The following is a 12,121-nucleotide window of genomic DNA, read 5'->3' on the forward strand; positions in this document are numbered from 1 at the left end:
TCCTATTCGTCTTTGCCGGGCTCGGCACTGCCACCCCGTGACGCGCCACCACCACAGGGAAATGCGGTCCGCAGCGCTTCGGCAACCAGTGAAGACGCATCCTGCTGCAATCGCTCGCCGGGCAACTGCCGGAGATGGGAAGACACACGGTCGACCAGCTCATGCGGGAGAATCCTGCCTTGACCACACCACTGGCCGTGGCTGGCATCGGCAACGCCCTGGATATAGGCGCTGGCGCGAGCGCTGGACAGGTTCCGGCACTGCTCGCCGTCGCAGAACCCATCAGCGCCTTCGCCCTGCAGCAGGGTGATGAGTTCGGCTCCACTGACAAGCCAGGTGCGTGCCGCTTGCGTTGTTCCGGCGAGGGCGGATCCTGCCAGGGCGCAGAGGCCGAGTGCGAGGAGCCGACGCAAGAGGCGGCGCGCCTGGGGTTCGTGATGTCCGTTCATGTCGGAGTCCTTGGCGCGTTCCTGTGGGATGCACACAGCGTGGGTCAAAGTCGAGCTAGCTGGTTGTGGACAGATGGCTTGTAACAGACAGCGGCTGGCCCGCCAACACCCGGGCGGCATTCCCAGGCTTCGCCGCGATCGGGCGCCGAGCTATCGCGCTGCCGTCGACCCTCTGACCACGCACCGGCCCGTCATTACGAGTCGGCGTACCGGCAGCTCCGGCGTGCGCAGGCGCTCAAGCAGCAGCGACATCGCGGCCCGCCCCATCTCCTCAACCGGTTGCTCGATCACGGTGATGCCCGGCTCGACCAGCTCGGTCCAGCGTTCGTTGTCGAAGCCGGCCAGTGCCAACGCCTCTGGAATCGCCAGCCCGGCGCCGCGGGCGGCTTTCAATGCTCCCATCAACAGCAGGCTGTTGCTGGTGACCAGTGCTTCGGGGCGGGATGGCGTGGCGAGCCACTGATCGACCGTCGCGATGGCGGCTTCGGCCGTGGGTTCAACCTCACGGTAGTCCGGCTGCAACCCATGCGTGCGCATCGCAGCGAGATAACCGTCACGTCGTTCGGCCGCGGTGGTACTGGTGCTGCCGAACAGTCCGCCGATACGCCGATAGCCGCGCTCCACCAGATGCTCGACCAGGCCTGCCATCGCTGCCGGATTGTCGAGTACCACGCTGTCGATCGGACCGCCGGGCGCGGCACGGTCCACCAGCACCGTCGGATAGTCCAGCGTGAGCCGCTCGAGCCGGCCCACCGTGGTCCGGGTCGGCGCGAAGATCAGGCCGCTGATGCGCTCTTCGTGCATCAATTGCAGATACAGTGCCTCCCGCTCGGGGTCCTCGTCGGTGTTGCAGAGGGTGACCCGAAGACCTTCGCGATAGGCCACCTCTTCCACGGCGCGGATCAGCGCCGTGAAGAACGGGTTGCGGATATCCGCCACGATCAAGCCGATGATGCCGGTGTGCCGGGAGCGCAGCCGTCTTGCCTGCAGGTTGGGTCGATAGCCGGTCTGGCGGATCGCCAGCTCGACCCTGCCGCGCACGTCCTCGCTGACCGGACCGCCCCCGAGCACCCGTGACACCGTGGATTTGGACACCCCCGCCACGCGTGCGACGTCGTTGATGCTGATGCTCATTGGAAACGTTCCCGGAAACGTGGGCTGTTCATGGCCGGATGGCTGTTCAGGACAATGCTAACGCCAAAGGACTATTGGCTTTTTGTGCAGTGCACATTGAAATGTGCAGTGGGAACGTTCCCAATACGCCTCAGCCATTCCCCCGGAGCCCGCTTTGTCGCCCCTGACCTCCCCTTCCCCCGTCAGCCGGGAACTGATCCGCCTGGATGCGCGGGCACAGGACAAGACCAATGCCATCGCCCAGGTGGCCCAGATGCTGGTCGCTGCCGGCTGCGTGGCGCCGGGCTACGAGGCCAGCATCGGACGCCGCGAAGCGCTGGCGAACACCTTCCTCGGCCATGGCGTGGCGATCCCGCACGGGCTCGGCGAGGACCGCCACCTGGTGCGCCGCGACGGCATTGCGGTGCTGCAGTTGCCGGAAGGCGTGGAATGGAACCCCGGCCAGGTCACCCGCCTGGTGGTTGGCATTGCCGCCCAGTCCGATACCCACATCACCCTGCTGCGCAGGCTGACCCGCCTGATCCAGGACGAGGCCGCGCTGCAGCGGTTGTTCACTACTCCCGATGCAAGTGAAATCGTCAATGCGCTGGCCAGTGATGCGACTGTCAGCGTCGCCCACGTACCGGTGACGGACCTGGCCGAGCGTTTCGACTGGACCATTGCTTACCCCAGCGGACTGCACGCGCGCCCGGCCACGCGCTGGGCCGAGACGGCGCGGGGTTTCATGGCCCGGGCCCAGGTGCGCGCGGGCGATCAGGCGGCCGATGCCAAGAGTCTGGTGGCGCTGCTGCAGCTCGGGCTTCGCGAGGGCGATGCCGTGCGTGTTTCTGCCGAAGGCGCCGATGCCCCCGCACTGCTGGCTGCACTACGCAAGACCATGGACGGGCTGGTCGCGCAGGAAAAGGCCGATGCGGAGCGTGCAGCGCAGCGAAAGACGGCGCCGGTCGCCGGCTGGAATCCGCCCGAAGCGCAGGCAGCGATCGTCGGCATCGGCGCCAGCCCCGGGCTGGCCATCGGTCCGGTGCATGTACTGGCCAGCGCGCAGGCCGATGTTGCCGATCGCCCTGCCCCGCTTGGCGAGGGCGGCGCGCGCCTGCAGGATGCACTCAGCCGTACCCGCCAGCAGCTGGCCGCGCTGCAGGACGACACCCAGCGCCGCCTTGGCGCCTCGGATGCGGCGATCTTCAGGGCACAGGCTGCGCTGCTTGACGACACCGACCTGATTACCCGCACCTGCCAGCTGATGGTTGAAGGTCATGGCGTCGCGTGGTCCTGGCACCAGGCCATCGAGCAGATCGCCTCCGGGCTGGCGGCGCTGGGCAATCCGGTGCTGGCCGGGCGCGCTGCCGACCTGCGCGATGTGGGTCGGCGCGTACTGGCGCAGCTTGACGCCTCTGCGGCCGGTGGCGGCCTGGCAGATCTACCGGCGCAACCGTGCATCCTGCTTGCCGCCGACCTGTCACCTTCGGATACCGCCAACCTTGACACCACCCGCGTGCTCGGCCTCGCCACCGCACAGGGCGGCCCCACGTCGCACACTGCGATCCTCTCGCGCACGCTCGGCCTGCCGGCGCTGGTTGCCGGTGGCGCCGACCTGCTGGCGATCAAGGCCGGCCGCGAAGCGATCATCGACGGCAGCAGCGGGCGGCTCTACCTGTCCCCTTCCGAGGCCGATCTTGCTTCGGCACGCGCCTGGATCGCCGAGCAGCAGCAGATCCGCGCGCGCGAAGCCGCACAACGCGCGCAGCCGGCGCAGACCACCGACGGCCATCGCATCGACATCGGCGCCAACGTGAACCTGCCTGAGCAGGTGCCATTGGCGCTGGAACAGGGCGCGGAAGGTGTCGGCCTGATGCGCACCGAATTCCTGTTCCTCGAACGCGGCAGCACGCCCAGCGAGGAGGAGCAGTACGCAACCTACATGGCGATGGCCAAAGCGCTGGAAGGCCGTGCGTTGATCGTGCGTGCGCTCGATATCGGTGGCGACAAGCAGGTCGCCCACCTGGAGCTGCCGCACGAGGAGAACCCGTTCCTCGGCGTGCGCGGCGCGCGCCTGCTGCTGCGCCGCCCGGATCTGCTTGAGCCGCAGCTGCGTGCGCTGTACCGCGCAGCGAAGGAAGGGGCACGCCTGTCCATCATGTTCCCGATGATCACCTCGGTGCCTGAACTGGTCGCACTGCGTGCCATCTGCGAGCGCCTGCGCGCCGAACTCGAGGCCCCCGACGTGCCGATCGGCATCATGATCGAAGTACCGGCCGCGGCCGCCCAGAGCGATGTGCTGGCGCGCCACGCCGACTTCTTCTCGATCGGCACCAACGACCTGACCCAGTACGTGCTGGCGATCGATCGCCAGAACCCGGAGCTGGCCGCAGAGGCCGACAGCCTGCACCCGGCCGTGCTGCGCGCGATCCGCACCACGGTGGACGGCGCACGCACGCAGGGGCGCTGGGTGGGTGTCTGCGGCGGCCTGGCCGGCGATCCGTTCGGCGCGATGCTGCTGGCAGGGCTGGGCGTGGACGAACTGTCGATGACCCCGAACGACATCCCGTCCGTGAAGGCACGCCTGCGTGGCAGCGCGCTGGCCGATCTGCAAACGCTGGCTGCGACGGCGCTGGACTGCGAAACCGCCGAGCAGGTGCGCGCCCTCGACGGAGCCCGCGCATGAACGCCCGCGCCGTCACCGTTACCTTGAACCCGGCGATCGACCAGACCGTGCGGCTGGCCAGCCTGCGGCCGGGCCATGTGCACCGCGCCCGCAGCAGCCGCGACGATGCAGGTGGCAAGGGCATCAACGTGGCCGCCTGCCTGGCCGACTGGGGCGTGCCGACCACCGCGCTGGGCGTGCTCGGTGGCGGCAACGACGGTGTGTTCGGCGCGCTCTTCTCCACGCGCTGCATGGTGGATGGTTGCCTGCGTATCCCCGGCAGCACCCGCACCAACATCAAGCTGGTTGACGAGGACAACGGCGAAACCACCGACATCAACCTGCCCGGCCTGGCCCTCGACGATGCCGCTCTGGACGCAGTGTCGCGCAGGCTTGGTGCCTTGCTGCTGCCGGGCCTTCCGGTGGTGCTGTCCGGCAGCCTGCCGTCTGGACTGCCGTCCGATGCATGGGCGCGACTGCAGGCGCAGGCCGCCGCCGCCGGTGCGCGCGTGCTGCTGGACACCAGCGGCGACGCACTTGTGGCTGCATTGAGTGACACCGCTGGTGCACTGCCCTACGCGGTCAAGCCCAACCGCCACGAACTGGAGGCCTGGACCGGCACCCCGCTGCCGGACCGCAGCGCCCTGCGCGTCACTGGCCAGGCCTTGGTCGAACGTGGCGTTGCGCTCGTAGCGATCTCGATGGGCACCGACGGCGCGCTGTTCATTGATCGCAGCGGCGCCCTGGTCGCTCGACCACCGCGACTGGCCCAGGGCAGCACGGTCGGTGCGGGCGACGCGATGGTGGCCGGCATCGCTGCCGCCTTGCTGGAGCCTTCCATCGATCTGGACGGCTGCGCGCGGCTGGCGACCGCGTTCTCGATGAGCCGGCTGCAAAGCGGTGACGCACGACGGCTGGACCCGGCGCAGGTACGCGGTTGGACCGGCGATGTACTGATCGAGCGGTTGGATTGACCCCCCTGCCGGGAGCACGGCGGCGGCTTCAGGCTGACCGCAGCGCTTTCGGCAAGCACGAGCCCGAAGAATTCCAGGAGTTTCCATGCACGCTTTCACCGTAGTCATCGCCGCCGGCGAACGCAGCATCGAGGCGGTTCTCGCCGCCGAAGCGCTGCGCCGCGCCGCCCGCCAGCGCGGGCTCGAGCTGATGATCGAGATCCGCAGCGACCAGGGCGTGACCGGCGCACTGTCTGCCTCGGACGCCGCCGCCGCGACGCAGTTGCTGCTGGTGGGTGAGGGTGAGGCGGACATCGCGCGCTTCGCCAATGCCGGGATCGTGCATGCCAGCCTGGGCGAGGTACTGGACGACCCGGCTGCGGCGCTCGCACCGCTCGCGGCCGCGGTGTCGGGCAACGCCGGCACGCATGCGGGCAAGCGCATCGTCGCCGTCACCTCCTGCCCCACCGGCATCGCCCACACCTTCATGGCGGCGGAGGGCCTGCAACAGGCCGCCAAGGCGCTGGGTCATGCAATCCGGGTCGAAACCCAGGGCTCGGTCGGCGCGCAGGACGCGTTGAGCGACGAGGAAATCGCCGCCTCAGACCTCGTCCTGATCGCCGCAGACCGCGAAGTCGATCTGTCGCGCTTCGCCGGCAAGCGCCTGTTCAAGAGTGGCACCAAGCCGGCGATCAACGATGGCCAGAACCTGATCCGCAAGGCGCTGGCCGAGGCCGGCGTGCAGGCCGGTACCGCGACTCCGGGCCGCACGGCCGAAAAAACCAGGGCCACCGGCCCCTACAAGCATCTGATGACCGGCGTGTCGTTCATGCTGCCGTTCGTCACTGCCGGTGGCCTGCTGATCGCACTGGCGTTCGCACTCGGCGGCATCTATGCCTTCGATGACGCGCACAAGGGCACGCTGGCGTGGTCGCTGTTCCAGATCGGCGCCAAGTCCGGCTTCATGTTGATGGTGCCGGCGCTGGCCGGTTACATCGCCTACTCCATCGCCGACCGGCCCGGCATTGCGCCCGGCATGATCGGCGGACTGGTAGCAGTGAACATGGATGCTGGCTTCATCGGCGGCATCCTCGCTGGCTTCATTGCCGGTTATGGCGTGCACTGGATCAACCGTGCGCTGCGCCTGCCGCGCAGCCTGGAAGGGCTCAAGCCGGTGCTGATCCTGCCAGTGCTGGGCACGCTGCTGGTCGGCCTGTTGATGATGTACGTGATCGGCACGCCGGTCGCCGGGCTGCTGGCGTGGCTGACCGACTGGCTGCGCAGCATGCAGGGCAGCAGCGCGATCCTGCTTGGCCTGCTGCTGGGCGGAATGATGGCGGTGGACATGGGCGGGCCGGTCAACAAAGCGTCCTACGCATTCTCTACCGCATTGATTTCCAGCCAGGTCTACACGCCGATGGCGGCGACGATGATCGGCGGCATGACGCCGCCGCTGGGTATCGCACTGGCGACATGGCTGTTCAGCAATCGCTTCACCGCGGAAGAGCGAGGCACGGCCGGCGCCGCCAGTGTGCTTGGCCTCAGTTTCGTGACCGAAGGCGCGATCCCCTACGCCGCGCGTGACCCGCTGCGCACCATTCCGGCGCTGATTCTGGGTTCTGCGGTGGCGGGTGCGATCTCGATGGCTGCCGGCGTCGAGCTGAAGGTGCCGCACGGTGGTGTGTTCGTGCTGCCGATCCCGAATGCGGTCACTCATCTCGGCATCTACCTGCTGGCATTGCTGGCTGGCGTGGCCGTCACCGCAGTCGCGCTGCGCATCCTCAAGAAGCCGGTGACGGCGGCGACCTGATCCCCCCTGCCCTCACGGTCCTTTCGCGGCCCCTGCGCGCGCAGGGGCTCAGCGACCTACGCCCTGCACACGGAGCCCCGCCCATGACCTCCCCTTCCCGCCGCCTGCTGCCGACAGCGATCCTGCTGGTCCTGCCGTCGCTGGCCGCAGCCGCCGACGCGAGCGATGTCCTCATCCCCAAGCTTGCCTACACCGGCGAAGCCGCCGCCACGCTCGACGGCGGCAAGCGCAGCGGTACGGCGTATGCCGGCCAGCTGATGTTCGGTGCCGACGTGGACCTGGACGCTGCGTTTGGCTGGCGAGGCGCGACGATCAAGGCCTACGGCATCAATCGTCATGGCACCAACCTCGCCAACAGCAGCACGGGCAACAGCACCTCGGTGCAGGAAATCTTCGGTGGCCAGGGCACGCGCCTGGCCAACCTGACGCTGGAGCAGAAACTGCTGGACGACCGGCTGGTGCTTGAGGCGGGACGCAGCGTCGCCAACATCCATCATCTAGGTTCGGAGTTGTGCCAGTACTTCCAGGGCAACTCGGCCTGCGGCAACCCGACCTACGTATTCCGTACCAGCAACTTCACCTGGTGGCCGGTATCGAGCTGGATGGCTGATGCCACGGCATGGGTGACGCCGGATGTCTACGTACGCGTGGGCGCGTACCAGGTCGACCCGAGCCAGGCCGAAGATGGCCAGCACGGCCTGAAATGGAGCACGAACCAGGCCACTGGCTGGATCGTGCCCTACACGATCGGCTGGCGCAGCCCCGCGTCGGCGCGCTTGAAGGCCCGCTACGAACTGGGTGGCTGGCAGGACAACTCGACCTACCGCGACCCGCTGCGCGATGCCAATGGCATGCCGGCGCTGCTCAGTGGCCAGGAGTACGCGACACGTCATGGTCGCTCCGGTGCGTTCGCCCGCTTCGAGCAGCAGCTCAGCAGCGATGGCAGCGGCCGTGGCCTGACCCTTTTCGGCGCCGCGCTCAAGGGCACCTCCGGCCAGGTGATCGAGGATCACTTCCTTCAGGCCGGGCTGGTGCAGAAAGGTACGTTCGCCAGCCGACCGCAGGACAGCATCGCCTTCGTCGTGACGCAGCAGAAGTACAGCAGCATCGCGCTGGAAAACCTGCGCCTTGCCCGTGCCGCAGCGGGCGGCAGCGGCACCCCGCACGGGAGCCAGGTGATGATGGAGCTGAGCTATGGCATCCAGGTCACCCCCCAGCTTCGGGTCGCGCCGAACCTGCACTACATCGTGCATCCGGACCAGTTCAACGAACCCGCACGCCAGCGGGACCTGCCGAATGCGTTGATCGCCGGCCTGCGGGTCGATTGGAGTCTGTAGGAGAATCCGTTTTCGTCCACGCGATTGCCGCTCAACGGCTCATCAAGTCTCGAAGTGGGCTTTCAGCCAGTCGTCGACACCCTCCAGTTTCACGCCAATGCTGGCATTGAACGTCCCGTCCAGGCTCCAGGAGACGCCCCTGCCCTGGGCGAAGGCAGCACGGTACTTCCTGATCATGTTTGATGGGTCACTGGCAAGCTCCTCCATCAGCTGGGGAACGCTCCACACGATCAGCTTGAAGGGAGCACCGAACTTTTCCTCAAGGATGGCGGGCAGCTGCTCATAACGGACCGTGTCTCCCGCAAGATAGACGATCTCGTTTCGAAGGGGGGGCGAGTGGAAGACGATCTGTGCAGTCATTGCACCGATGTCCTCTGGTGTGGTCAGCGTAACCGCATTGGAGGCTGTGCCAAGTGCATTGACCTTTCTGCCGGGAAGATCGATGACGCCAAACTCCGGCTCGAAGAGGTAGCTGGTGAACATGCCGGTGGAAATGACCACCCAGTCCATTTCGGCCTGTGAGCGGAGATAGTCGCGTACATCCAGCTGGGCGTCGAAAAGATCCTGTGGCCCGCCGCGTCCGATGGCGTCAAAGTCGACCCCGAATTGCCAAGGGAAGTACCTGGTAATGCCCGACTTCACGGCGGCGCGCGCTACCTTCATGGGAGTGTCGCGGCCAGCGGCGTAGCCGGTGCAGCCGATGACCGTGTCATAACCGGAAAATAGATCAGCCAGCTCATCGACCGTGGCAGTGACCAGGTCGCCAGGAACGAGGGCCACTCCCAGCGAGCGGATCTGGTCAATGACCGTACGCTTGTCCGGTAGTGTGGATTCAATCGACGCAGGCCTCAGCATCACGCTGATGGTTGCGTCATGCACAACCGCGAGCTGGGCCAGGTTGCGGATGACGGGCATTCCGAGTTCGCCGGCACCCAGGACCAGGATTGAGCGGGAAACAATCGGGGGAGACATTGAAACCACCATCTGTGTGTACGATGGCGGCGATTCTGCGCCCCTCCCTAGTTGCCACGTAAGAAGGCACACCGATGATACCGACCGCACCGTTCATGAGCACCGATGAGCTTCTGCGACATTCACAATCGATATGCGACGGCATGAGCGCGGACGACGACGGTCTGCGCCGCGAGGTGCTCGCGCATGCCGGCAGCCGCTGGTCGCTGGGCATCATTCACGCCCTGGGGGTCTACGGAACACTGCGTCACGCCGATGTGGCGCGGCGGATGAAAGGAGTCACGCAGCGTATGCTGACGCGTACCCTGCGTCAGCTTGAAAGGGACGGACTGATCCATAGGCAGGATTTCCGTGAGGTTCCGCCGCGCGTGGAGTACACCATCACTCCGCTGGGCAGGGAGCTGCTGGTTCTTATGATCCCGATGTGGACCTGGGTAGTGGGACACGCCGAGGAATTCCGCCGCTGCAGGGAGAATTTCGACACGCATCACGGCCCTCCCCCTGACTGACCCGGCCTGCATCCGGTGCATCCAGGCGCTCCCGCCAGCCGTATGTAGGATGCCCGCGCTGTGCGGGCATCCTATCGAGGAACGCACCGTGAACGCTCTTCAGCGCATCGCCGCCGCAGTCAGCTTCGCCGTACTCGTCTCAGCCGCTTCCGCCAGCTTCGCCGCAGATCCGGTAATGGTTGGCGGGGCCGAGATGTACGCGACCAGGACCATCGTTGAAAACGCCGTGAACTCCAGGGATCACACCACGCTGGTGGCAGCGGTCAAGGCCGCAGGCCTGGTCGAGACCCTCAATGGCGCCGGTCCCTTTACCGTCTTTGCGCCCACCAATGCGGCCTTCAACAAGCTTCCAGCAGGCACGGTCGATACACTGGTGAAGCCTGAAAACAAGGCGCAGCTCACCCGGATCCTCACCTACCACGTGGTCCCAGGACGGTTCAGTTCCGCCCAGCTCCTGGCCGATGCCAGGAAGCACGGTGGAAAAGCCACGCTGAAGACAGTGCAAGGCGAGCCGCTTACCGTGGCGCTCCACGACGGCAAGCTGTGGGTGATCGACGCCAAGGGTGGCAAAGCAGGCATCAGCATCGCCGACGTCAACCAATCCAACGGCGTCATCCACGTTGTCGATACCGTGCTGATGCCGAAGTAGTGGCGCGCCCTGCCAGACCCTGCCACTCCGGCCAGCAGCATGAAGCAGTGGACGAGGATCCGGGCGCAGGCCCGGCTCCTCCGTTCACTGAAGCGCCTGGGCCAGCTTGAGTACATCCGCCGGGAATGTCGCGTAGTCATCCAGTGGCGCGCGATGGCTGTCGCGTCGGTGGATGAGGCGCACGGCAACCACGCGCTGCTGCGGAACGATGACCAGGTGCTGGCCCAGGTAACCGTTGGCGGCGTAGGCAACGGTGGGGCCGCGTTGGATGTCGAACATGTCGGACAGCTTGAGTCCACGACCGGTGATCTCGCTGCCATAGTGCTGCGGCCAGTCCGCCCCAAGTCGCTCGCCCACGTACGCAATCAATGCACTCTTGCTGTCGAATACCCTGCCCCCGGTGGCCAGCAATGCCTGCTGGACCGGAGCGCTGACCCCATGCTGCGCCAGGAAGCCGGCCATCTGGCCTTTCAGCTCATAACGCTCCCATGCTGGAATGCGCCACCACAGAAGACCAACATCCGGGGAGCGGGCACTTGCTCCAGTCAGCAGTGCCACCGATCGCTCGCTCAGCATACGCGTACCCGCCGGGGTCACGCCGCCATCAAGCAGCAGCTGCCCGATCTTCGCCAGATCGCGGGCACTCAGCGACAATCCGGCCATGCCCAAGGGGGTGCCCGCACCGTCCTTCAACCAGGTATATCGGGCAATGCCCAGCGGTCTGAACAGGCGCTTCTCAAGGTAGGCATCCATCGGTTCCCCTGCCAGACGCTCGACAATGCCGGGCAGCAGATTGGTAGCCTTGTTGTTGTACGAGAACGTGGTACCTGGATCGCTGCTCAGCTCTGCAGCCAGTGCGAGCTTGACCAGGTCCGGCGCAGCTTCCAGCTCTTCCCCCGCGTTGGCCACGTTCTGCAGGCCAGAGGTATGGTCCAGCAGCATGCGTACCGTGATGTCCCTTTTCCGCCCCTGCTTCCACTCCGCGAAGATGTTGCTTACCGGCTCGTCGACCGAGGCCAGTTTTCCGTCGTCCAGCAGCAGCATGATGGCCAGCGCCACCACCGACTTGGTGGCCGACATGAGGTGAACCGGCTCCTCGCCGGTCTCTGGCTGTGGCTCCAGCAGTGTTTTTCCATCCTTCCAGACAAGCACCGCGTCGGAATGCGCGGCACGGGCGTTGCGTTCGATCGTCGCGACGGCGTCGGCCGTGGTGGTCGTGCTGGCCAGTGCAGGGAGGGCCAGCATCAAGGCCGCGAAGCTGGACAACCATCGTGCAGTTTTCATGGGCATCTCTTCCGGTGAATGCCTGTCCACATTGCCTACAGCTGTAGTCGCGACCGAGTGCCTGAAGTCATGCCCGGCCACATGACAGCATCAGCACCACGCCCCCTGCATGGCCCCGTAGTCCGCCAGCAGATACGCGAAGCCGATGGCCCTTGCTGCCGCCCCGCTTTCTGATGGTTCCAATCCAGCCGTTGCAGTCGCAGGCAGGGCGCAACGCCGCTCGATTTCGTTTCGCATTGCAGCAAATGCGGCGTGCCAGGCAGCACTGCTGATCGCTCAACTGTCTGATTTCCCGAGCTTCTGGTCATCCATCGTTCATTCTGATTGACAGCGTTGTCAGGTCGCGCTTACAAGAGCCCACGTCCGGCGCGTGGCGCGGG

At 66.3% G+C, this 12,121-nt stretch carries 11 protein-coding genes; 7 read left to right on the top strand and 4 right to left on the bottom strand.

What is annotated here, in order from left to right; translation table 11 throughout:
* Positions 1 to 2 precede the first annotated feature (2 nt).
* Together CKW06_RS12655 and CKW06_RS12660 are read right to left on the bottom strand one after the other, a co-directional pair.
* Positions 3 to 449 carry a Rap1a/Tai family immunity protein gene (locus CKW06_RS12655; RefSeq protein ID WP_231910753.1) on the bottom strand — a complete coding sequence of 149 codons (447 nt, stop codon included), beginning with the start codon at positions 447 to 449 and terminating at the stop codon, positions 3 to 5.
* 150 nt (positions 450 to 599) lie between these two features.
* Entirely contained in the window at positions 600 to 1,583 is a 984-nt protein-coding gene (locus CKW06_RS12660; RefSeq protein ID WP_005413481.1) for a LacI family DNA-binding transcriptional regulator, read from the bottom strand.
* 154 nt (positions 1,584 to 1,737) lie between these two features.
* Between CKW06_RS12660 and ptsP the strand changes: the two genes are divergently transcribed.
* The 4 genes from ptsP to CKW06_RS12680 all read left to right on the top strand — a co-directional run bounded on the left by ptsP (position 1,738) and on the right by CKW06_RS12680 (position 8,327).
* Entirely contained in the window at positions 1,738 to 4,248 is a 2,511-nt protein-coding gene (gene ptsP / locus CKW06_RS12665; protein WP_024956827.1) for a phosphoenolpyruvate--protein phosphotransferase, read from the top strand.
* Entirely contained in the window at positions 4,245 to 5,201 is a 957-nt protein-coding gene (locus CKW06_RS12670; protein ID WP_024956826.1) for a 1-phosphofructokinase family hexose kinase, read from the top strand. Before ptsP ends, CKW06_RS12670 begins: the two co-directional genes overlap by 4 nt.
* Positions 5,202 to 5,286: 85 nt before the next feature.
* Positions 5,287 to 6,990 (top strand): PTS fructose transporter subunit IIC, encoded by a 1,704-nt coding sequence (locus CKW06_RS12675; protein WP_024956825.1) that lies wholly within the window; start codon positions 5,287 to 5,289, stop codon positions 6,988 to 6,990.
* Positions 6,991 to 7,073: 83 nt separating this feature from the next.
* On the top strand, positions 7,074 to 8,327 hold the full coding sequence (locus CKW06_RS12680; protein ID WP_024956824.1) for a carbohydrate porin: 1,254 nt from the start codon (positions 7,074 to 7,076) through the stop codon (positions 8,325 to 8,327).
* Between the two features lie 42 nt (positions 8,328 to 8,369).
* On the opposite strand, the gene CKW06_RS12685 is transcribed toward CKW06_RS12680, so the two are convergent.
* Positions 8,370 to 9,299, bottom strand: a complete 930-nt coding sequence (locus CKW06_RS12685; protein WP_032963456.1) for an aromatic alcohol reductase — start codon at positions 9,297 to 9,299, stop codon at positions 8,370 to 8,372.
* Between the two features lie 95 nt (positions 9,300 to 9,394).
* On the opposite strand from CKW06_RS12685, the gene CKW06_RS12690 reads away from it, so the two are divergent.
* Together CKW06_RS12690 and CKW06_RS12695 are read left to right on the top strand one after the other, a co-directional pair.
* A complete protein-coding gene (locus CKW06_RS12690) occupies positions 9,395 to 9,808 on the top strand; it encodes a winged helix-turn-helix transcriptional regulator (protein ID WP_024956822.1) in 414 nt (137 codons plus the stop codon).
* Between the two features lie 49 nt (positions 9,809 to 9,857).
* On the top strand, positions 9,858 to 10,457 hold the full coding sequence (locus CKW06_RS12695; protein WP_197697514.1) for a fasciclin domain-containing protein: 600 nt from the start codon (positions 9,858 to 9,860) through the stop codon (positions 10,455 to 10,457).
* Between the two features lie 84 nt (positions 10,458 to 10,541).
* Here the strand turns inward: CKW06_RS12695 and CKW06_RS12700 are convergent, their stop codons facing one another.
* Positions 10,542 to 11,741 (bottom strand): serine hydrolase domain-containing protein, encoded by a 1,200-nt coding sequence (locus CKW06_RS12700; protein ID WP_024956820.1) that lies wholly within the window; start codon positions 11,739 to 11,741, stop codon positions 10,542 to 10,544.
* A gap of 145 nt (positions 11,742 to 11,886) precedes the next feature.
* Here CKW06_RS12700 and CKW06_RS23605 point away from each other — a divergent pair, with 145 nt between their 5' ends.
* Positions 11,887 to 12,069 carry a hypothetical protein gene (locus tag CKW06_RS23605; RefSeq protein WP_143568539.1) on the top strand — a complete coding sequence of 61 codons (183 nt, stop codon included), beginning with the start codon at positions 11,887 to 11,889 and terminating at the stop codon, positions 12,067 to 12,069.
* Positions 12,070 to 12,121 lie beyond the last annotated feature (52 nt).

It is taken from the genome of Stenotrophomonas maltophilia (assembly GCF_900186865.1).
Lineage (GTDB): Bacteria > Pseudomonadota > Gammaproteobacteria > Xanthomonadales > Xanthomonadaceae > Stenotrophomonas > Stenotrophomonas maltophilia.